This is a genomic window from Lysobacter alkalisoli (assembly GCF_006547045.1).
GTDB lineage: Bacteria > Pseudomonadota > Gammaproteobacteria > Xanthomonadales > Xanthomonadaceae > Marilutibacter > Marilutibacter alkalisoli.
This window is the reverse complement of sequence record NZ_CP041242.1, coordinates 2,294,129-2,315,668: the sequence shown is the minus strand read 5'-3', so window position 1 is coordinate 2,315,668 and position 21,540 is coordinate 2,294,129. Positions and strand designations below refer to the sequence as shown.

General features: G+C 67.4%; 20 protein-coding genes. 8 read left to right on the top strand and 12 right to left on the bottom strand.

The annotated features are described in order from the left end of the window. The first annotated feature begins 4 nt into the window (after window positions 1–4). The 6 genes from hisB (at window position 5) to FKV23_RS10055 (ending at window position 5,540) form a co-directional block, all read left to right on the top strand. Window positions 5–1,078 (top strand): bifunctional histidinol-phosphatase/imidazoleglycerol-phosphate dehydratase HisB, encoded by a 1,074-nt coding sequence (gene hisB / locus FKV23_RS10080; RefSeq protein ID WP_141625156.1) that lies wholly within the window; start codon window positions 5–7, stop codon window positions 1,076–1,078. After that, the gene (hisH, locus tag FKV23_RS10075) at window positions 1,078–1,677 is read left to right on the top strand and encodes an imidazole glycerol phosphate synthase subunit HisH (RefSeq protein ID WP_208543151.1); all 600 of its coding nucleotides are present in this window, start codon (window positions 1,078–1,080) and stop codon (window positions 1,675–1,677) included. Before hisB ends, hisH begins: the two co-directional genes overlap by 1 nt. After that, window positions 1,674–2,420, top strand: a complete 747-nt coding sequence (hisA, locus tag FKV23_RS10070; RefSeq protein ID WP_141623727.1) for a 1-(5-phosphoribosyl)-5-[(5-phosphoribosylamino)methylideneamino]imidazole-4-carboxamide isomerase — start codon at window positions 1,674–1,676, stop codon at window positions 2,418–2,420. The genes hisH and hisA overlap by 4 nt, the downstream gene beginning before the upstream one ends. After that, entirely contained in the window at window positions 2,414–3,187 is a 774-nt protein-coding gene (gene hisF, locus FKV23_RS10065; protein ID WP_141623726.1) for an imidazole glycerol phosphate synthase subunit HisF, read from the top strand. Before hisA ends, hisF begins: the two co-directional genes overlap by 7 nt. A 55-nt stretch (window positions 3,188–3,242) precedes the next feature. Continuing rightward, window positions 3,243–3,836: a bifunctional phosphoribosyl-AMP cyclohydrolase/phosphoribosyl-ATP diphosphatase HisIE gene (hisIE, locus tag FKV23_RS10060; RefSeq protein WP_141623725.1), complete on the top strand. Its 594-nt coding sequence runs from the start codon at window positions 3,243–3,245 to the stop codon at window positions 3,834–3,836. A gap of 72 nt (window positions 3,837–3,908) precedes the next feature. Next, window positions 3,909–5,540: a calcineurin-like phosphoesterase C-terminal domain-containing protein gene (locus tag FKV23_RS10055; RefSeq protein ID WP_407067674.1), complete on the top strand. Its 1,632-nt coding sequence runs from the start codon at window positions 3,909–3,911 to the stop codon at window positions 5,538–5,540. A 34-nt stretch (window positions 5,541–5,574) separates the two neighbouring features. Here FKV23_RS10055 and mtnC read toward each other — a convergent pair whose 3' ends face one another. From mtnC to nhaC, 6 genes are all read right to left on the bottom strand, one after another. Then, window positions 5,575–6,282: an acireductone synthase gene (gene mtnC / locus FKV23_RS10050; RefSeq protein ID WP_141623724.1), complete on the bottom strand. Its 708-nt coding sequence runs from the start codon at window positions 6,280–6,282 to the stop codon at window positions 5,575–5,577. After that, on the bottom strand, window positions 6,283–6,840 hold the full coding sequence (locus FKV23_RS10045) for a 1,2-dihydroxy-3-keto-5-methylthiopentene dioxygenase (RefSeq protein ID WP_141623723.1): 558 nt from the start codon (window positions 6,838–6,840) through the stop codon (window positions 6,283–6,285). Next, complete coding sequence (locus FKV23_RS10040) at window positions 6,837–7,469, bottom strand: methylthioribulose 1-phosphate dehydratase (protein ID WP_141623722.1); 633 nt, start codon at window positions 7,467–7,469, stop codon at window positions 6,837–6,839. The genes FKV23_RS10045 and FKV23_RS10040 overlap by 4 nt, the downstream gene beginning before the upstream one ends. Before the next feature lie 294 nt (window positions 7,470–7,763). After that, a complete protein-coding gene (locus tag FKV23_RS17365; RefSeq protein ID WP_208543150.1) occupies window positions 7,764–8,000 on the bottom strand; it encodes a hypothetical protein in 237 nt (78 codons plus the stop codon). A gap of 14 nt (window positions 8,001–8,014) precedes the next feature. Next, entirely contained in the window at window positions 8,015–9,142 is a 1,128-nt protein-coding gene (locus tag FKV23_RS10035) for a sodium-dependent transporter (RefSeq protein ID WP_208543149.1), read from the bottom strand. A gap of 64 nt (window positions 9,143–9,206) precedes the next feature. Next, entirely contained in the window at window positions 9,207–10,724 is a 1,518-nt protein-coding gene (gene nhaC / locus FKV23_RS10030) for a Na+/H+ antiporter NhaC (RefSeq protein WP_141623721.1), read from the bottom strand. Window positions 10,725–10,919: 195 nt separating this feature from the next. Here nhaC and FKV23_RS10025 point away from each other — a divergent pair, with 195 nt between their 5' ends. Next, entirely contained in the window at window positions 10,920–11,516 is a 597-nt protein-coding gene (locus FKV23_RS10025) for an NUDIX hydrolase (RefSeq protein ID WP_141623720.1), read from the top strand. A gap of 93 nt (window positions 11,517–11,609) precedes the next feature. Here FKV23_RS10025 and yeiP read toward each other — a convergent pair whose 3' ends face one another. From yeiP to FKV23_RS09995, 6 genes are all read right to left on the bottom strand, one after another. Continuing rightward, on the bottom strand, window positions 11,610–12,176 hold the full coding sequence (yeiP, locus tag FKV23_RS10020) for an elongation factor P-like protein YeiP (RefSeq protein WP_141623719.1): 567 nt from the start codon (window positions 12,174–12,176) through the stop codon (window positions 11,610–11,612). Window positions 12,177–12,252: 76 nt separating this feature from the next. Continuing rightward, window positions 12,253–13,023, bottom strand: a complete 771-nt coding sequence (locus FKV23_RS10015) for an SDR family NAD(P)-dependent oxidoreductase (protein ID WP_141623718.1) — start codon at window positions 13,021–13,023, stop codon at window positions 12,253–12,255. A gap of 101 nt (window positions 13,024–13,124) precedes the next feature. Next, entirely contained in the window at window positions 13,125–15,695 is a 2,571-nt protein-coding gene (locus tag FKV23_RS10010; protein WP_244243973.1) for a sensor domain-containing protein, read from the bottom strand. After that, a complete protein-coding gene (locus FKV23_RS10005; RefSeq protein ID WP_141623717.1) occupies window positions 15,692–16,585 on the bottom strand; it encodes a hydroxymethylglutaryl-CoA lyase in 894 nt (297 codons plus the stop codon). Before FKV23_RS10005 ends, FKV23_RS10010 begins: the two co-directional genes overlap by 4 nt. Before the next feature lie 8 nt (window positions 16,586–16,593). Further along, window positions 16,594–18,591, bottom strand: a complete 1,998-nt coding sequence (locus tag FKV23_RS10000; protein ID WP_141623716.1) for an acetyl/propionyl/methylcrotonyl-CoA carboxylase subunit alpha — start codon at window positions 18,589–18,591, stop codon at window positions 16,594–16,596. A gap of 5 nt (window positions 18,592–18,596) precedes the next feature. After that, window positions 18,597–19,370, bottom strand: coding sequence for an enoyl-CoA hydratase-related protein (locus FKV23_RS09995; RefSeq protein ID WP_141625153.1), 774 nt, complete (start codon window positions 19,368–19,370; stop codon window positions 18,597–18,599). 161 nt (window positions 19,371–19,531) lie between these two features. Here FKV23_RS09995 and FKV23_RS09990 point away from each other — a divergent pair, with 161 nt between their 5' ends. Beyond that, window positions 19,532–21,460, top strand: coding sequence for an FTR1 family protein (locus tag FKV23_RS09990; RefSeq protein WP_141623715.1), 1,929 nt, complete (start codon window positions 19,532–19,534; stop codon window positions 21,458–21,460). Window positions 21,461–21,540: the final 80 nt, after the last annotated feature.

Sequence of the window (21,540 nt, the reverse complement as noted above, 5' to 3'; positions counted from 1 at the left end):
CACGCTGCAGCCGATCCTGTTCGTCGATCGTGACGGCACCCTGATCGCGGAGCCGCCGGACCACCAGATCGACAGTTTCGAGAAGCTGTGCTTTGTCGAGGGCGTGGTGCCGGCGATGTTGCGCCTGCGCGATGCCGGCTACCAGTTCGTGATGGTCACCAACCAGGACGGGCTCGGGACCGATGCCTACCCACGCGAGAGCTTCGAAGGTCCGCACGCGCTGATGATGCAGCTGTTCGAGAGCCAGGGCATCCGCTTCCGCGAGGTGCTGATCGATACCAGCTTCCCGGCCGACAACGCGCCGACGCGCAAGCCGGGTATCGGTCTGGTGCTGCACTACCTCAGGGATCGCGGTATCGACTGGACCCGCTCGGCGATGGTCGGCGACCGCGAGACCGACAACGCCTTCGCCCGCAATCTCGGCATCCGCGCGTTCCAGTTGCGCACCAAGGAGTTCGGCGGCGATTGGGATTGGGCCGGAATCGCACACGAGCTTGCGGATGCGCCGCGCACGGCACGGGTTGGCCGGAATACCCGTGAGACGAAGATCGATGTCGAAGTCGACCTCGACCGCAGTGCCGAGCCGCGGGTGTCGACCGGAATCGGTTTCTACGACCACATGCTGGAGCAGGTCGGCAAGCACGGTGGTTTCGCGCTGTCTTTGCGATGCGAGGGTGACCTGCACATCGACGAGCACCACACCGTCGAGGACTGCGCGCTGGCACTGGGACAGGCATTACGCGAGGCCCTGGGCGACAAGCGTGGTATTGGCCGCTATGGGTTCACCCTGCCGATGGACGAGACCCTGGCGTCCGCCGCGCTGGACTTCTCCGGGCGGCCGTATTTCGTCTTCGATGGCGATTTCAGGCGCGACAAGGTCGGTGGGCTTTCGACCGAAATGGTGCCGCACTTCTTCCGTTCGCTATGCGAAACCGCCGGTCTCAATCTCAACCTCAAGGTCGAGGGCGACAACGACCATCACAAGGTCGAGGCCTGCTTCAAGGCGTTCGCGCGTGCATTGCGACAGGCGATCCGCCGCGAGGGCAATGAGTTGCCGAGCACCAAGGGAGTGCTGTGATGAGGGTCGTGTTGATCGACTCGGGCGGTGCCAACATCGGCTCGGTGCGCTACGCCTTCGAGCGGCTCGGCGTGGACGCCCGGTTGAGCGCCGACCCGGAAACGATCGCATCCGCCGACCGCGTGATCCTGCCCGGTGTTGGCGCTGCAACGGCCGGGATGACCCGCCTGCGCGATCTTGGGCTGATCGAACTGGTGCGCGACCTGCAGCAACCACTGCTGGGTATATGCCTCGGCATGCAAATGCTGTTCGAATCCTCGGAGGAAGGCGACGTGGAATGTCTTGGTCTGATGCCGGGGCGGGTGCGCCGGATGCCCGGCTGGCCCGGCCTGCGGGTTCCGCACATGGGCTGGAATACCCTGCAGATGCAGCGCGAAGATCCGCTGCTTGCAGGCATCGGCGATGGCAGCCATGCCTACTTCGTGCACGGTTATGCCGCGCCGGTCAGCGACGACACTCTGGCGACCAGCGAGCATGGCGAACCGTTCGCTGCCGTCGTGCGCCGTGGCCGTTGCTGGGGCGCGCAGTTCCATCCCGAACGCTCGGCCACGGTCGGTGCGCGCCTGCTCGAGAACTTCCTGTCGGAGTCGCTGGCATGAGTGCCGGGTTCGAACTGTATCCGGCGATCGACGTGCGCGATGGCCGTACCGTGCGCCTGCACCAGGGCGACTATGCGCGGGAAACCCGGTACGAAGATGCGCCGCTGGTTCTCGCCAAGCGGTACGCCGCCGCCGGAGCACGCTGGTTGCATCTGGTCGATCTGGATGCCGCGCGGGCCGGGGGCTACACGCTGGCGCCATTGCTGCGGCGGATCGACACCGAAACCGGCATGCAGGTGCAGACCGGTGGCGGCATCCGTAGCGAGGCCGACGTGGAAGCGTTGCTGGAAGCCGGCGCCACCCGCGTGGTGGTCGGTTCGCTGGCCGTGCGCGAACCGGAAACCGTCGCGGGCTGGATCGATCGGTTCGGTGCCCGGCGCATCACGGTTGCGCTGGATGCGCGGCGGGTGGACGGCAGCTGGCAGCTGCCGGTGGCCGGTTGGACGCAAGACAGCGGCGTTGGCCTGGAAACGATGCTCGCGTACTACGCCAACGCCGGGTTGCAGCACCTGCTGTGCACCGACATCGACCGCGACGGCACCCTCGGCGGGCCGAACATCGACCTGTACCGGCATATCGCCGCCGCTGCATCCGGCCTGCGGGTGCAGGCGTCGGGCGGGATGCGCGACATCGCCGACATCGCCGCTGCGCACGAAGCCGGTTGCGCCGGCGCCGTGCTCGGCAAGGCGCTGCTCGATGGCCGCTTCGCGCTCGCCGACGCGTTGGCGGAGGCGGCATGCTGAGCCGACGCATCATTCCCTGCCTGGACGTGCGCGACGGCCGTGTGGTCAAGGGCGTGCGCTTTCGCGATCACGTCGACATGGGAGACATCGTCGGATTGGCCTTGCGCTATCGCGACGAGGGCGCCGACGAGCTGGTGTTCTACGACATCACCGCCAGTCCGCAAGGCCGCAGCGTCGATCGTGACTGGATCGAGCGCGTGGCGCGGGTGATCGACATCCCGTTCTGCGTCGCCGGTGGCATCCGCAGCGTAGAGGACGCGCGCACGGTGCTTCATGCCGGCGCCGACAAAGTGTCGGTCAACACCCCGGCGCTGGAACGACCGGCGCTGATCGCCGAACTGGCCGAAGCTTTCGGCGTGCAGTGCGTGGTGGTCGGGATCGACAGCCTGCGCGACGCCGATGGCGAGTGGCGGGTGCGCCAGTACACCGGCGATCCTTCCAGGACGCAGGCGCTGGCGAAGCGGACGCTGGACTGGGTGGACGAGGTACAGGGCCTGGGTGCTGGCGAGATCGTGCTCAATTGCATGGGCAGCGACGGCGTACGCCAGGGGTACGATGTCGAACAGCTCGAGGCGGTACGCCTGCTGTGCAACGTGCCGCTGATCGCATCCGGCGGCGCTGGCGTGCCGGAACATTTCAGCGAGGTGTTCCGTCAGGCCGATGTCGATGGCGCGCTGGCGGCCAGCGTGTTCCATTCCGGTGCGATCGCGATACCGACATTGAAGCAGCAGCTCCGTGCAGACGGAATCGAGGTGCGCAGTGTTTGATGAGCATGAGGCCGGTCCCTCGCAAAAGCCCGCACATCCACGCGCGGACCTCTCAATGGATTCCCTGGCCTGGGACAAACAGGGCGGTCTGCTGCCGGCCATCGTGCAGGACGACCGTACGCTCCGGATACTGATGCTGGGCTACATGGATCGCGCCGCACTGCAGGCCACCCTGGACACGCGGCGGGTGACCTTCTTCAGCCGCAGCAAAGGGCGGTTGTGGACCAAGGGCGAGTCGTCCGGGCATTTCCTCGACCTGGTCTCGATCGAGGCCGATTGCGACAGCGACACCCTGTTGCTGATGGCTCGGCCGAATGGTCCGACCTGCCACCTCGGCACCACCAGCTGTTTCCGCCAGGCGCCGGGCGCGTTCCTCACCGAGCTCGACGCGCTGGTCGGACAGCGCGAACGCGAGCGTCCCGAAAAGAGCTACACCACCGGCCTGTTCGAGGCCGGGGTGCGACGGATTGCGCAGAAGGTCGGCGAGGAGGGTGTGGAGACGGCGCTGGCGGCGGTCGCGCAGGACGAAGAGGCGCTGTGCAACGAGGCCGGCGACCTGCTGTTCCACCTGCTGGTGCTGCTGCGCGCACGCGGGCGCTCGCTGGACGACGTGGTCGAGGTGCTCCGGCAGCGGCATCGGGTTTGCTGACGGGCCTCATCGTCCTGCAGGCATCAGGCGGCATAATCGGCCTTCCGCCCGGAGCCGCCCGCCCACATGACGATGAAGGACTCTTTCCGTACCCGCTTCAACCTGCCGGCATTGCTGATGGCAGGGCTGGCGTGGATGTCGTTGTCGGTGTCCGCTACCGATTGCGATGGGGGCCTGGTCTATCTCGACGCCAACCGCAACGGCCAGCGTGACGAGGGCGAGCCGGGCGTGTCCGGCGTGCGGGTTTCCGATGGCGTCGCCATCGTGACCACCGATGCCGAAGGGCGTTACCGCCTGGCCGCGATCGATGGCCGCAGCCGCTTCGCGATCAAGCCGCCGGAGCATGCGGTTCCGATGCGCGCGGACGGCTTGCCGGACTACTGGGGCAATGTGCAGCGCGAACCCGGACCCGAACTGAAGTACGGCGGGGTGCCGGTGACCCGCGACGGTTGCCGCGATTTCGCGCTGTGGCCGCGCGAAACCGGTGATGAGCTCGAAGTGCTCGTGTTCGGCGATCCCCAGCCCAAATCCACCGTCGACGTTGACTACTACCGCCGCGACATCGTCGAGCCGCTGCTGCAGGAACAGGCCGGTGCCGGGCGACCGCTGGCCTCGCTCGGGCTCAGCCTCGGCGACATCGTCAACGACGACCTGTCGCTGTATCCGGTGATGAACGCGCAGACCGCGCGGCTCGGCATCCCGTGGCTGCATGTGCCCGGAAACCACGACCTCGATTTCGATGCGGCGGACGATACCGGCTCGCTGTCGACCTTTCGCCACCATTTCGGCCCCGATACCTTCGCCTGGGAAGAGCCGCAGGCCTCGTTCATCGTGCTCGACGACGTGATCTACCAGCCCGGGCAGCGTCCGGCCTACATCGGCGGGCTGCGCGAGGACCAGTTCGAATTCCTCGAACAGTACCTGGCCGGGGCCCGTCGCGACCGACTGCTGGTGATCGCCGTGCACATCCCGTTCTTCGATACCACGCCGGGCCGGGAGAGCTTCCGCCGTGCCGACCGCGAGCGCCTGTTCGCGATGCTGGAGCCATTCGAACAGGTGCTGCTGCTCAGCGCGCATACCCATATGCAGCAGCATGTCTGGCACGGGCCCGAAAGCGGCTGGCATGGCAGGGAACCGTTGCACGAATACAACGTTGGTGCCACCTGCGGCTCGTTCTGGTCGGGCGTGAAGGACGCCGACGGCATTCCCGATACCACCATGAGCGACGGTACCCCCAACGGTCATGCGCGGATGCAGGTGGCGGCCGATGGCGGCTATTCACTGCAGTGGAAGGTCGCGAGGCGCGGGCCGCAGGAAGGACTGTCCGACGCGATGGCGCTGCATGCACCGAAGGTGCTGCGTCGCGGCGCCTGGCCCGGTTTCGGGGTGCATGCGAATGTGTTCATGGGCGATGCCGACACCCGTGTCGAGTTCCGCATCGACGGTGGCGCATGGGAACCGATGCAGCACGTCGTGAAACCCGACCCTCGGATCCTGGCGATCAATGTCGCCGACGATGCCTCCGCCACACTGCGTGGCTACGACCGCGCCCCGGAAGCCAAGCCTTCGCCGCATCTGTGGCGCGCCGCACTGCCGACCGACCTGCCGGTCGGTGAACATCGCATCGAGGTGCGCGCCTTCGACCGCTGGCAGGGCGAGCAGCGCGCGAGTACGGTCTATCGTCTGGAAGACGCCGAGCCTTGATTCGTAGCCCGGGTGCGGCTTCGCCCTGCCCGGGTTACGAGGCTGCGGGCACGATCCCGGAGAACGACTCGTGGCGCGGGTGGCCGTGGGTGGCTTCGCCTTCGCGTGGTTGCGGATAGTCCTCGCGGCGGTCGAGCAGGGCGGTCTGCAGCCCGGCCTCGCGCGCGGCGTCGAGTTCCTCGACCACGTCCGACAGGAACAGGATCTCGCCAGCCGGGAGGCCGATGCTGTCGACGATGTTGCGGTAGCTCTGCGCTTCGCGCTTGCCGCCGATCTCGGTATCGAACCAGCCCGAGAACAGCGGCGTCAGGTCGCCGGCGTCGCTGTGGCCGAAGAACAGCCGTTGCGCCGGCACGCTGCCGGAGGAATAGACGTACAGCGGCAGCCCGGCCGCGTGCCACGCCTGCAGCATCTCGGCGGCGTCCGGGTAGATGTGGGCGGTGAAGTCGGCGCTGCGATAGCCATCGGCCCAGACCATGCCCTGCAATGCCTTCAGCGCGGTGTGCTTGCGGTCTTCATCGATCCAGCCTTGCAGCACCTCGACGACCATGTGGTCGCTGCACATGCCGCCATTGTCGGTGGCGACGGTGTCGAGCCATTTGCGCACCGCCGGTTCCTTGCCGTGCATCTCGACGAAGCGGGGCAGGGCACGTCGCGCGTAGGGGAACAGCACGTCCTTGACGAAGGAGATGCTGCTGGTCGTGCCTTCGATGTCGGTGAGGATGGCCTTGGGCGCGGACATTCAGACCGCCTGCCCGCGCTCGTAGCGCGGGAACTTCTGTGCGATGTCGGTGCCGGTGAAATGGCCGACCCAGCCATCGGGCTCGGTGAAGAAACGGATCGCGATGAAGCTCGGTTCCGGCCCCATGTCGAACCAGTGGGTGGTGCCGTCCGGTACCGCGATCAGGTCGCCGGCCTCGCACAGCACTTCGTAGACCTTGTCGTCGACGTGCAGGGTGAACAGGCCCGAGCCGGCGACGAAGAAGCGGACCTCGTCTTCCTTGTGGAAGTGTTCGTCGAGGAACTTGCTCCGCATCGCCTCCTTCTGCGGATTGTCCGGTGCGATGCTGACCACGTCGACGGTCTTGAAACCGTGCTCGGAAACAAGGCGGTCTATGTCGGCGCGATAGGCGGCCATGATCGCTTCGGGCGGGTCGCCCGGCTTGACCGGCTGGTCGGCTTCCCATTGTTCGAAGGCGACGTTGATGCGGGCCAGTTCGGCGGCCATCCCGGCATGGTCCGAGGTGGTCAGGTGCGGATTGGCGGGATCGGTGTCGGAAAAAATGCGCAGGCGGCTCATCTCAGCTTCCTCAACTCAAGTTCGGCGGCGAGCAGGAACTCGAATGCCTCAAGGTGGCGGCGGGCCTCGGCCATGTCGCGGCCCCAGGCGTACAGGCCATGGCCATCGATGAGGTAGCCCCACAGGGTCTGCTGGTCGAGCAGGCAGTCGACCTGTGCGGCCAGGGTCGACATGTCCTGGCTGTTGGGCAGTACCGGCAGCTCGATCGCGGTTTCATGGGTGGTATTGCCGGTGAAGGCTTTCAGCAGCTCGTAGCCTTCCAGGTGGACATGCCCGGCTCCGGCGTACAGGCGCGAGGCCACGGTCTGGACCAGCGAATGGGTATGCAGGACGCAGCCTGTCTCCGGGAAGCGCTTGTAAAGCTGGGTGTGCAGCAGCGTTTCGGCCGAGGATTTCTTGTCCGTCGCGACCGGCCTGCCGTCGAGGTCGACGACCATGATGTCGTCTTCGACCAGCCGCCCCTTGTCGCGGCCGGAAACGGTGATGGCGACGTGGCGCTCGTCCATCCGCTGCGAGAAGTTGCTGCTGGTGGCCGGGGTCCAGCCACGCTCGGACAGCTCGCGGATGTTGACGATCAGTTCGCCCGCGCAGTGGGCGAGGCGGGCGGGGTCGTAAGGGAGGGCGCTCATGCCGACAATTCTAGCGGACGCGATGACATGCTCGGGGGAAGCCGGTGGCCATGGGTTTGCGGGACACGCCGCAAGTACGTCCATGTAGGCTCATCGTCGGCATCCTGCCTCCGAAGGTCCCGCAAACCCATGGCCACCGGCTTCTGGACAGTTGGCCGGCGCTTCAAGCCCCCTTGGTAAGGGGGCGGCTCGCGCCGTAGGCGCGAGCGGGGGATTGGAAGCATGGCCTGGAGCCCAAGGTTTGCAACGCAAACTTTGGGAGCTTCATTGGCGCATGCGTCAATGAAGCTGGCTTCAGATCACTGCGCGGATCAGCACGATCAGCACCAGCAGCGGGGCGAGGACGCGCAGCACCCAGCGCAGCGCCACGAACATCCACTCCGGCATCTCGGACAGCTCGCTGCGCAGCACCTTGCGGCTCAGTGCCCAGCCGGCGAACAGGGAGATCAACAGGCCGCCCAGCGGCAGCATCAGATCGTTGGCGAGGAACTCGACGAAATCCATGATGTTCTTGCCGCCGAGCACGTTCATGTCGGCGGGGAACCTCACCCCGACCACAGGTTCAGCGACAGCACCGACAGCAGGCCGACCGCCCAGGACAGGCCGGCAAGCAACAGCGCCGCGCCCTTGCGGTTCTTGATCCCGAACTTCTCGCTCAGGAACGCTGTGCCAGGCTCCAGCAGCGAGATCGACGATGTCCATGCCGCGATCGCAAGCAGGCCGAAGAACAGCAGGCCGTACACGGTGCCGAACGCCATCGCCTCGAACGCCAGTGGCAGCGAGGCGAAGATCAGGCCGGGACCGCCGCCGGCCGGATCGAGACCGAAAGTGATCACGATCGGGAAGATCGCCATGCCGGCGAGCAGGGCGATCGAGGTGTCGGTCAGCGCGACCGCGGCCACCGTGCGCGGGATCGAGATGCCCTCGCGCGGCAGGTAGGCGCCGTAGGTCATCATCGTCGCCATGCCCAGGCTGAGGGTGAAGAAGGCCTGGCCCATCGCGCTCAGGAACACACCGCCGGTGATGCGCGAGAAGTCCGGCTTGAACAGGAACGCCAGCGCCTCGCCGAAGTGGCCGGTGGTCAGGCCATAGCCGACCAGCAACAGCAGCAACAGCAGCAGCGCCGGCATCAGGAAGCGGACCGCGCGTTCCAGTCCCTGTTCCACACCCAGCGCTACCACCACCGTAGTCAGGAGCATGAACAGTGCATGCCAGAAGGTCAGCTCCAGCGGGTTCGACAACAAGGCCGAGAACGTCGCCGCGGGATCGGTGATGCCGGCGCCGCCGAACAGGTGTTTCAGGTACAACCAGGCGTAGTGCAGGGTCCAGCCGGCGACCACGCTGTAGAAACTCAGGATCAGTACCCCGGCGACGATCCCCATCCAGCCGATGGCGACCCAGCCGCGGCTGCTGCCTTCCTCGCGCGAAATCTTGCGCAGGGTGTTGATCGGGCTCATGCGCCCGTGGCGGCCGATCAGCACCTCGGCGATCAGGATCGGCAGTCCGACCAGGACGATGCAGGCCAGATAGACCAGCACGAAGGCGCCGCCGCCGTTGTCCGAGGTCAGGTAGGGGAAGCGCCAGATGTTGCCCAGCCCGACCGCCGAACCGGCGGCGGCGAGGATGAACATCAGGCGGGATGACCACATGCCGTGGATCGAGGTTTTTTCCATGACGGTCTGCTGTGCCTCGTATTGCTGTTGCTCGGGCGACCGGTCGCGGTGCCCTGTCTGCGGATTACGGCTGTGGGGAGGCCGGACGGTTGGATGAGGTGACGGCGGGTTGTGGCGCCACGCGCAGGATCTTGAATCCGAGGTAGGCCAGGAGCGCCGACATGAACGGACTGATCAGATTGAAGAAGGCGTACGGCAGGTAATCGAGCGTGGCCACGCCAAGGGTGACCGCCATGTAGGCGCCACAGGTGTTCCACGGGATCAGCGGCGAGGTGATCGTGCCGGCATCCTCGAGCGCGCGCGACAGGTTGACCGGAGCCAGCCCGCGGCGTTCGTACTCGGGCTTGTACAGGCGGCCGGTCAGCACGATCGACATGTACTGGTCGGCAGCGATCGCGTTCGAGCCGACCGCGGTCGCCAGGGTCGCGGCGATCAGTGAGCCGGTCGACTTCGCCGCCTTCAGCACGCTGCGGATCATCCGTTCCAGCAGGCCGGTCTTCTCCATCACCGCGCCGAACCCCATCGCACAGATGATCAGCCAGATGGTGTTGAGCATGCTGCTCATGCCGCCGCGGCTGAGCAGCTCGTCGACCGCCTCGTTGCCGGTGCCGGCCTTGTAGCCGTCGGCGAGTGCGCTCCACACGCCCGCCAGCATCGCCATCGGCCGCGACAGCGCCTCCTTGTCGGCCAGCTTCAGCACCAGTTCGGGCTGGAAGATCACCGCGAACACGCCGCCGAGCAGGGCGCCGATCAGGATCGTCGGGTAGGCCGGGAAGCGGCGGATCGCCAGTACGAACACCACCGCCATCGGAATCAGCAGATGCAGTCCGAGGTTGAACTGCCCGCCCAGCACCTCCGGCAGATCGCCGAAGCCGCTGTCGCCGCTGCCGCGTGCGGCGTTCAGGCCGACCACGGTGAACAGCACCAGAGCGATCAGGATGCTGGGTACCGTGGTCCAGGTCATGTGCCGGATATGCGCGAACAGTTCGCTGCCGGCGGCGGCCGGCGCGATGTTGGTGGTGTCCGACAACGGCGACATCTTGTCGCCGAAATAGGCGCCGGAAATGACCGCGCCGGCGGTGATCGCCGGCGACATGTCCAGGCCCTGGCCAACGCCGATCAGGGCCACGCCGAGGGTGCCGGCGACCGTCCACGAGCTGCCGATCGCCAGCGCCACGATCGCGCAGATCAGGCAGGCGGCCGGGTAGAAGAACGACGGGTGCAGCAGCTTCAGGCCGTAGACGATCAGGGTCGGCACCGTGCCGGACAGGATCCAGGTGCCGATCAATGCGCCAACCGCAAGCAGGATGAAGATCGGCACGATCGCCAGCGAGATGCCGTGCACCAGGCTGTTCTGGATATCGATCCAGCGCTGGCCGTTGCGCAGGCCGATCAGGGCGGCCACGCCGGCGGCCAGCATCAGCGAGACCTGGTTGGCGCCGTAGGAGGCATCGTCGGCGAACACGTACACCGCGCCGGCCAGCAGCACCGCGAGGAACACCAGGGGGGTCACCGCCTGCCACAAACTGGGTTCGAGCACGCTGGGCTCGCGGCCCGGGCGGGTGTTCACGTTGTCTTGCATCAGGTTCCCCGGCTGGATTCCCGGAAGGTTCGCCGGGAGTACGTTCAACACCGGCGGCGCGTTGCGGCGTCCGTCCGGCGAAGTGGCGCGCCACCATAACCCAGCCGTGAAACCGGCAGCAAGGGACGGTCGTTGGCGATTACGGCCGTCATGGATCGGCGATACTGGGGCGCCCCTCGTTCATTTTTTTGCCCGATGTCCCATAACGAACCCGGTACTGCTTCCCCCGACATCCACGGCCTGGCGGCGGGTCTTGCCGAGGCGCTGCAGATCCACGCCCGGCGCTGGCCCGGCGAGGCGGAGGCTGCCGGGCAGTTCCTGGAACTGCTGGCCGATTCATTCGATCCGTTCGAGCGCTCGCGGCTGGCCGGGCACTTCACCGCTTCGGCCTGGCTGGTCGATCGCTCCGGGACGCGGGTGCTGCTGACCCACCACCGCAAACTCGAACGCTGGCTGCAACTCGGCGGCCATGCCGACGGCGACCGCGACCTGGCCCGGGTGGCCCTGCGAGAAGCGGAAGAGGAGTCCGGGCTGGGTGGATTGAGCGTCGAGCCCGAACCCTTCGATCTCGACCGCCACTGGATTCCCGAACGCGGCGACGTGCCCGGTCACTGGCACTACGACGTGCGCTACGTCGTCCGAGCCGGCACGGACGAGGATTTCGTGGTCAGCGAGGAGTCGCTGGACCTGGCCTGGCGCGACATTCGGGCGCTGGCCGACGACGAAGGCGCCGACCCGTCATTGCTGCGGATGGCGGAGAAGTGGCTGCAGCGGCAGAGACCGCGACCGTAGCCCGTAGCCCGGGTAAGCGAAGCGCACCCGGGATTGCGGACATCATGTCCCGGGTGCGCTTCGCTTACCCGGGCTACGTCCGTCCGCGGGATATCAATCCGCGCGGCCTGAGAACTCGCCGGTGGTGGTGTTCACCAGTACGCGCTCGCCGTTGCCGACGTACTCGGGAACCATGATCTCGATCCCGGTCGCCAGCCTGGCCGGCTTCGGCCGCTTGGTGGCGGTGCCGCCCTTCAGCTCCGGCGGGGTGTCGACCACTTCGATCGCCACCGTCTGCGGCAGTTGCAGGGCCACCGGCTGGTCGTCGATCAACTGCACGTAGCAGCCCGACAGGTCGTCGATGATGTAGCCGGCGTCGTCGCCGATGGCATCGGCATCGAGCATGTACGAGCTGTAGTCCTCGTCGTCGAGGAACACGAAAGTGTCGCCGTCCTTGTACGAATAGGTCGCCTGGCGGCGGGCCAGCTCGACTTCCTTCAGGTCGTCGTCGGCGTCGAAGCTGGCGTCGAGCTTGTTGCCGCCGGGCACCGAGTACATGGTGAAACGGAAGCGGACATTGCCGCCGCGGCCCTGCGGCGAGCTGCGCTCGATGTTGCGGATCTGGTAGACGCCGTTGTTGTGTTCGACGACGTTGCCTTTCTTGATGTCGCTGGCTTTCATGGGATGCCGTGATTGAGGGTTGTTTTTTTTGCTCCTTCCCCCGCTTGCGGGGGAAGGCCGGGATGGGGGCGAAGCGTTACTTCGGCGCCAGCCGGGTCGCGCCATCCAGCCGGATCGTCTCGCCGTTGAGGTAGGTGTTGCCGAGGATGTAGGCGACCAGGTCGGCGAACTCCTCCGGCTTGCCCAGCCGCGACGGGAACGGGATCGAGGCGGCCAGCGACTGCTGCACGCTCTCGGGCATGCCGTCGACCATCGGCGTCCAGAACACGCCCGGCGCGATCGTCATCACCCGGATGCCGAAGCGCGACAGCTCGCGCGCCATCGGCAGGGTCATGCCGACCACGCCGCCCTTGCTGGCCGAGTACGCGGCCTGGCCGATCTGGCCCTCGTAGGCGGCCACCGAGGCGGTGTTGACGATCACTCCGCGCTCGCCGTCGCTGCCGGCCTCGTTGTGCTGCATCAGGTTGGCCGCGGCCTTGGCGACGTTGAAGCTGCCGACCAGGTTGACCATGACCGTGGACTGGAAGTTGGCCAACGGCATCGGCGCCTCGCGTCCGAGCACGCGGCCGGGGCCGAGGATGCCGGCGCAGTTGACCAGCGTGTTGAGCCCGCCAAGGAACTCGCGCGCGGCCTCGACATTGGCGGTCACGCCATCCTCGCTGGTCACGTCGGTCTTGAAGTAGCGGGCGTTCGCCTCGCCCAGTTCGGCTACCGCGGCGGCGCCCTTCTCGTCGTTGACGTCGAACAGCGCGACCTTGCCGCCACGGGCGACGAGGTGTTTGGCGACGGCCAGGCCAAGGCCGGAAACGCCACCGGTGACGATGGCCAGGGAGGAATCAAGCTGCATGTCGGTACGGCTCCACGCGGGTGAGCCGCACATTCTAGGGTTTGTTGACCATTACCAGTAGGCCGCGTTGCCCTGCAGCCGGCAGTGAGGCCGCGTGCGTCTCAGTCCGGAGCCCCGGCCCGGTACCGTTGCAGGAACTGATCGGGCGGCAGGCCTGGTGCATACAGGAAACCCTGCCCGGTGGTGATGCCCAACTGCAGCAGGAAGTCGCGCTGGGCCGGGGTTTCCACGCCCTCGGCCACCACCTGCAGGCCGAGGCTGCTGGCGATCCCGGTCACCGCCTGGCAGACCGCCACGTCGGAGTGGTTGTCGGGGACGCCCTGGATGAACAGCTGGCTGAGCTTGAGACCGCTGATCGGCAGCCGGCGCAGGTAGTTGAGCGCGCTGTAACCCTCGCCGAAGTCGTCGATCGACAGCTGCACCCCCATGCCGCGCAGTTCATCGAATGCGCGATGGGTGTCCGGGTCGTCCTCGATCAGCACCCGTTCGGTGAATTCCAGTTCCAGCATGTGGCCGGGCAGGTCGCTCTGGTCGAGCGCCTCGCGCACGCTCTGGATCAGGTCCTCGCTGAGGAACTGGCGGTAGGAGACGTTGATCGCGATGCGGTCGATCGCGAGCCCGGCATCGCGCCATTGGCGCAGTTGCCGGCAGCCTTCGCGCAGGACCCAGCGGCCGATGCCGACGATGTCGCCGGTGGTCTCGGCATGGTCGATGAAGCGGTCCGGGCGCATCTCGCCGAGCGAGCGGTTGCGCCAGCGGATCAGCGCTTCGCTGCCGACCAGGCGGCCGGAGCCGAGGTCGACCTGTGGTTGGTAGACCAGATGGAACTCATCGTTGTAGACCGCGCGCCGCAGGTGGGTTTCCAGTTGCAGGCGCTGCAGTTGCTGCTCGGCCAGTTCGGCAGTGAATGCCTGCCAGCCGTTGCGGCCACGGCGCTTGCTGTCGTACATCGCCGCGTCGGCGCACTGGATCAGCTGCGAGGAGGCCAGGCCGTCCTGTGGTGCGTGGGCGATGCCGATGCTGGTGGTGATCGCGAACTCCTCGCCGTCGAGATGAAAGGGGGGGTCGAAAGCTTTCAGGATGCCCTCGGCCAGCCGCTGCGGCCGCCCGGCATCGTCTCCATTCACGCAGATGACCAGGAATTCGTCGCCGCCGAAACGGGCCAACTGGCCTTCCAGGCCAACCACCTGCGCGATGCGTCGCGAGGCATGGACCAGCAAGCGATCGCCGGCGGCATGGCCGAGCATGTCGTTGACGATCTTGAACCGGTCCAGGTCGACATAGAGCACGGCGATCTGGGCGTACTCGGGATCTTCCAGCCAGGCGTCGAGTTCGTTGAGGATGGCGTCGCGGTTGAGCAGGCCGGTCAGGGTGTCGGTGCGTGCTTGTTGGCGCAGTGTCTCTTCCGAATGCTTGCGTTCGGTGATGTCCTGCAGGGTGCCGGTCAGGCGCGCGCTGTAGGCGGTACCGACCATCGGTTCGCCGATCACCCGGATCCAGAACGGCTTGCCGCTGCCGTGCATTCCCTGCAGTTCGAGGTCGAGGCCGTTGCCGGTCGCCATCGCGCGGGCGAGGGCGTCGCGCAGGCGTTGCCGGTCCGGTACCCGCAGGCAGGCGGTGAAGGCGTCCATGTAGCGCGGCGGCGGGTGGCAGCCGATGATGCGTTGGGCCTCGTCGGTCAAGTAGAGCTCGTCGCGGCCGCTGTCCCATTCCCAGCCGCCGATGTGGGCAAGGGACTGGGCGCGGTCGAACAGGGCGCTGTCGCGCTTGAGCGCGGTGACGTCCGAATACAGCGACAGGACCTGCCGCGCACGGTCGCCGCCGGCCGGATAGTGCGGCACCGAGGTGACCGACAGCCAGCTCAGTTGGCGGCGCCCTCGGTGGTAGAAGCCGAGCAGGGTGCTGCCGACGGTGCGCCCCCACTGCAGTGCCCGCTGTGCCGGCCACTGGCCAGGCGGCAGCTCGCGGCCGTGTTCGTCGATCACCAGCCAGTTGTCGGGCTGCATTTCCTGTTCCAGGAACTTGCCCTTGCCGATGCCGAAGATCCGCATCGCGGCGGCATTGGCGAACATGTAGCGGCCGTTGGCGTCCTGCACCAGGATGCCCTGGTTGAGGGTCTCGACCAGTTCGCGGTAGCGCAGTTCGGCATCGCGGCGGCCGCTGAGGTCGCGTGCCACCGCGACCAGGCACTCGCGGCCGTCGTACTGCAGCGCCGCCGAATGCACCTCGACCGGGAAGCGGGTGCCGTCGGCGCGCATGTTGGTGACTTCGATGACATAAGTGTCGCCACGGCGCAGGCTTTCCACCACCGGTGCCATATGGTCGGCCGGCAGGTCCGGGTTGAGCACGTGGATCGGCCGCCCGACCACGTCTTCGCGCGGACGGTTGTAGGCCGCCATGCCGGCACGGTTGAGGTCTAGCACGGTGCCGTCGTAGTCGATGATGCTGACCGGGTCGGGGACGGCATTGAACAGCGCGTCGTAGCGCTGGCGGGCGTTGTCGGCGTCCTGGCGGGACTGCCGGAGTGCGTCGCGGGCCTGGCGCAGCAGGGCCCGCGTGGCTTCAGGTTGGGCCGGGTCGCCGAGGGCCCGTTCCAGCGCCGCGAGCACATCATCCGGCGCCGCGCCGTCCGCGGCCATTCCAGCGCTGCGTACGGGCGGGGTATTGTTCACGCGGCCGCCAATGCCTTCGCGACCTTGCTGCCGCTGTCGCGTCCGAGCACGGTGGACAGCCAGCGCCCGGTGTCGGCGAGCGCATCGAGGTCGATGCCGGTCCCGATGCCCAGACCGTGCAGCATGTAGACCACGTCCTCGGTGGCGACGTTGCCGCTGGCGCCTTTTGCGTAAGGGCAGCCGCCGGTGCCGGACACCGCGGCGTCGACCACCGCGACGCCTTCTTCCAGGCAGGCGAGGATGTTGGCCAGTGCCTGGCCCCAGGTATCGTGGAAGTGCACCGCCAGCGCGCTCAGCGGCACTTCAGCGGCGACCGCCTTCAGCATCGCGCGGGCCTTGCCCGGGGTGCCGACGCCGATGGTGTCGCCGAGCGAGATCTCGTAGCAGCCCATGTCGTGCAGGGCGTGCGCGACGCGCACCACGTCGGCCAGCGGCACTGCACCCTGGTAGGGGCAGCCGAGCACGGTGGAGACGTAGCCGCGCACCTTGACCCCGTCGGCCCGGGCGCGTTCCATCACCGGCGCAAAGCGCTGCAGCGACTCGTCGATGGAAGCGTTGATGTTCTTCCGGTTGAAGGCTTCCGAGGCGGCGGTGAACACCGCGATCTCCTCGACGCCGACCTCGCGTGCGCGCTCGTAGCCCTTCTCGTTCGGGACCAGCACCGGGTAGTGCACGCCTTCGCGGCGGGTGATGCCGGCATAGACCTCGGCGGCATCGGCCAGCTGGGGCACCCACTTCGGGCTGACGAAACTGGTCGCTTCGATGCTCTGCAGGCCGGTCGCCGACAGCCGGTCGATCAGCGCGATCTTGTCGGCGGTCGCGACCATCGATTTCTCGTTCTGCAGCCCGTCGCGCGGGCCGACCTCGACGATGCGTACCTGTGTGGGCATGGCGGCGGTCATGCTTCCAACGCCACCAGCACCGCATCGGCCTCGACGAAATCGCCGTCGCTGGCGTGGATGCGTGCGACCACGCCTTCGCGGGGGGACTTCAGGCTGAGTTCCATCTTCATCGCTTCGATCACCACCAGTTCCTGTCCTGCCTCCACCTTATCGCCTTCGCGGATTTTCACCACTACCACCCGCCCCGGCATCGGCGCGAGCAGGGCATCGGCACCGCCAGTGTCGCCGGCCAGTTCGGGCCGGTACATGGCGATCGGCTGGAGTTGCAGGCGACGTTCCCCGTCGTGGACGACCAGGTTGCGGCCGTCGTCATCCACGGACATGCGCAGGCCGCGTTGATCGATCCGGAAGCCGAGCCGGCCATCGGCCAGCCGCGCGCCGGCAATGTCGTGATGGGTGCCGGCATGCTCGATCCGGTAGTGGCCGCCGCTGCCCTGGGCGTGCAGTTCGATCCGCTCGCCGCGGTACAGGAAGGCCAGGCTGCGGCGGCTGCCGTGGCCGAGCCGCCAGCCGTCGGCGATCGCCCACGGTGAATGGGGGTCGGCCGAGGCAAGGGCGGCTTCGCGGGTCCGGCGCTCCTGCCCGAGCAGGGTGGCGATGGTCGCGCCCAGCAGCAGGTCGGTCGGGATGTCGTCGTCCGCGGCAACGAACTCGTCGAGGTGACGGTCGAGATAGCCGGTGTCGATGCTGCCGCCGGTCACCGCCGGGTGCCGCACCAGCCGTTCGAGGAAGGCGATGTTCGACTTCGGCCCCTCGATCGCGCAATACGCGAGCGCCTCGCGCAGGCGGGCCAGGGCGCGCGGACGATCGGCATCGAACACGATCAGCTTGGCGATCATCGGGTCGTAGAAGATGGTGACGGTGTCGCCTTCGACCACGCCGGCATCGATTCGCACATGCGCGTCCGGCGCGGGCAACCGCAGCCGCTCCAGCGTGCCCGAGCCGGGCAGGAAGCCGGCTTCCGGATCCTCCGCATACAGCCGGACCTCGATCGCGTGGCCGTGCTGGCGGATGTCGTCCTGCGCCAGCGGCAACGGTTGGCCGGCGGCGATGCGCAGTTGCCACTCGACCAGGTCGAGCCCGGTGACCATCTCGGTGACCGGATGTTCGACCTGCAGGCGGGTGTTGATTTCCATGAAGTAGAAGTTGCCACCCTGGTCGACGATGAACTCGACCGTGCCGGCGTTGACGTAATCGATCGCGCGCGCGGCCTCTACCGCAGCCTCGCCCATCGCCTGCCGCAGCGAGGGGGGCAGGAAGGGCGAGGGCGATTCCTCCAGCACCTTCTGGTAGCGGCGCTGGGCCGAACATTCGCGCTCGTTGAGGTGGATGACGTCACCAAGGCCGTCGCCGAACACCTGGATCTCGATGTGGCGCGGCTTCTCGACGTAGCGCTCCAGCAGCACCCGGTCGCGTCCGAAGGCGTTCTTCGCCTCGCGCTGGCAGCTTTCGAGATTGGCGATGAACTCGTCCGTCGAACGCACGATGCGCATGCCCTTGCCGCCGCCGCCGTGGGCGGCCTTGATCATCAGCGGGTAGCCGATGCGGTCGGCCTCGGCCTGCAGCACATCCGGCGACTGGTCCTCGTCGGTGTAGCCCGGTACCACCGGCACGCCCGCGGCCTGCATCAGCTGCTTGGCACCGGCCTTGCTGCCCATCTTCCTCATCGACGCTGCCTTCGGGCCGATGAACACCAGCCCCGCAGCCTCGACCGCCTCGGCGAACTCCGCGTTCTCGCTCAGGAAGCCATAGCCGGGGTGGATCGCCTGCGCGCCGGCTTTCTTCGCGACCTCGATGATCGCCTCGCCACGCAGGTAGCTGTCGGCCGGTCGCGGACCGCCGAGCAGGTACGCCTCGTCGGCCTGGCGCACGTGCTGTGCATCGGCGTCGGCTTCGGAATACACCGCCACGGTGCGGACGCCGAGCTTGCGGCAACTGCGGATGACCCGGCAGGCGATCTCGCCACGATTGGCGATCAGGATCTTGTCGAACATGGTCTTTAGCCCTCGGCCCATTTCGGCTTGCGCTTGTCGAGGAATGCGCTCAGCCCTTCCTGCCCCTCTTCCGACACCCGCAATCGGGCGATCAGGGCGGCGTTGTCGGTGTCGTGGCGGTCGCGATCGGTGTGGGCGGTGACCTGGCGGACCAGGACCTTGGCCGAAGACGACGCGATCGGGCCGGCCTTGAGCAGCAGGTCGATCTGCCGCTGCACGGCTGCGTCCAGCGCATCGGCCTCCGCGACCTGATGCAGCAGGCCGATCCGGCAGGCCTCGTCGGCATCGAAGATTTCGGCGCTGGCGAACCATCGCCGCGCCTGGCGCGCGCCTATTGCCGCGATCACGTAGGGCGAGATCACCGCCGGCAGCAGGCCGAGCTTGCTTTCGGTCAGGCCGAACTTCGCCTCGCGGGCACCGATCGCGATGTCGCAGCAGGCGACCAGGCCGACACCGCCTCCAAAGGCCGCGCCGTGGACACGGGCGATGGTCGGCTTGGGCAGTTCGTCGAGGGTCCGCATCAGGCGGGCGAGGGCAAGCGAGTCCTCGCGGTTCTCGGCCTCGCTGGCGGCGGCCATGCCGCGCATCCAGTTCAGGTCGGCACCGGCCGAGAACGAGGGGCCTTCGCCCTCAAGCACGACGACGCGTACCCCTGCATCCGCGCCCAGGGCCCCCAATTCGGCGGTCAGGGCCGCGATCAGGGCCGCGTCGAAGGCGTTGTGCAGGGCCGGGCGGTTCAGCCGCAGGCGCGCGACGGGACCATCGCGCAGCAATTGCATCGGTTCGCTCACTCAGCACTCCTGTTCAGGGCGACCGCACATGATAGCCGGGGGGCGCAATTCGTCGCTGTACGGCCAAAAAGAGAGAATGCGATCTATTCGCATTTGGCATAGAATGGCGAATTGCCGTTCCCCGCCATTTCCTCGCCGAAGGATTCTCCATGCACGCCCTCCGTCGCCTGTCGCTTGCCTTGCTGCTGCTGACGGCATTCATTGCCTCGGCCAATCCCCAGGCGCAGCAGGTGTGGCAACTGCTCGACTACATCGCGGTCGACTATCCCGAGGCGGTGCAGGACGGGGTCGTGGTCAGCGAGCTCGAGTACGACGAGATGCAGGAGTTTTCCGCATCGGTCAGCGAGCGGCTGGCGCAGCTGCCGGAAGCGTCGGGCCGGACCGGTCTGATCGCGCAGGCCGGGCTGCTGCAGGCGGCGATCGACGATAAAGCATCGGCGGCGGACGTGGGCCGCCAGGCGCGCGGACTGGCCGAAGCATTGCTGCAGGTCTACCCGGTGCCGCGTGGCCCGCGACAGGTGCCCGACCTCGGCGGGGCTGCGGCCCTGTACCGCGACCACTGCGCCAGCTGCCATGGCGCCCAGGGGGCCGGCGACGGCCCGGCCGGGGTCGCGCTCGAGCCGGCGCCGATCGACTTCACCGATGTGGAACGCGCGCGCCAGCGCAGCGTGTTCGCACTGCAGCAGGTGATCGAGAACGGCCTGGATGGCACCGCGATGGCCGGGTATCCGCAGCTGTCGGAACATGATCGTTGGGCGCTGGCCTTCCATATCGGCCAGTTCGCGTTTCCGGAAGACCAGGCCGGGCGTGGCCGGGCATTGTGGGAGCAGCGCGCCGACGTTCGTGCCGCACTGCCGGACCTGGACGCGCTGGTGCAGGTGTTGCCGGTGGACATCGCAGGCCTGGAAGAAGCCGATGCCGATGCGCTGAATGCCTGGCTGCGCCGTCAGCCCGGAGCGGTCGCAGCATCCGTGGGCGGTGGCAATGACGGCCTGCTGGACCTGGCCAAGACGCGCCTGCGCGAAGGCGTCGAAGCTTACGCCGACGGCGATTACAAACGTGCGCGCGACAAGGTGCTGTCGGCCTACCTGGACGGTTTCGAGCCGATCGAACCGCTGCTGGCGATCCGTGACTCCGGCCTGCTGGTGGAGGTCGAGGGCGCCATGCAGCAGCTGCGTTCGAGCATTGGAGCGCTGGCACCGCAGGCGGAGGTCGAGGCCCAGGCGGAGCAGCTGTCCGCGTTGCTGGACCGGACCCGGATGGTGATCAACGACCAGACCCGGGGCAGTGCCGGAGCCGCATTCGTCGGCGCGCTGACCATCCTGCTGCGCGAGGGCCTGGAAGCCTTGTTGCTGGTGATCGCGATGATCGCGTTCCTGCGCAAGGCCGAGCGCACCGATGCGATGCCATACGTGCACGCCGGCTGGGTCGGGGCGCTGATCGCCGGTGGCGCGACCTGGCTGGTGGCGACCCGTCTGGTCGAGATCAGCGGCAGCAGCCGCGAGGTCACCGAAGGCATCGCCGCATTGATCGCGGCAGCGGTGCTGGTGTCGGTCGGTATCTGGATGCACGGCAAGAGCCAGGCCGATGCCTGGCAGCGCTACATCCGCGAGAAACTGTCCGGTGCGTTGTCGCGCGGCTCGGCCTGGTTCCTGTTCCTGCTCGCGTTCCTGATCGTGTATCGCGAGGCGTTCGAGACGGTGCTGTTCTATGCTGCGCTCTGGAGCCAGGGCAATCATGCCGCGGTACTGGCCGGCGCGGCGACGGCCGTTGTCGCGCTGGCGGCGATCGCATGGGCGATGCTGCGCTACAGCCGGCGCCTGCCGTTCGGGAAGTTCTTCGCGGCCAGTTCGGTGCTGCTCGCTGTGCTCGCGGTGGTGCTGGCCGGCAAGGGCGTTGCGGCATTGCAGGAAGCCGGCTGGTTGCCGGTCTCGCTGCTGTCGATGCCACGAATCGAGCTGCTCGGCGTCTACCCGACCCTGCAGGGTGTCGTGGTCCAGATCGTGGTGCTGCTGGTGCTGCTGGCCGGCTTTGGCTGGAACGCGCGCAACGCACGCGTTGTTACCGCGGCGGGTTGAGCAGGCGGTTCCGGGTCTACGGCTCAGGCCACTTGCGCCGGGCCATATCGAGACTTCGAGAGCGGGGCTTGCAAGCCCCG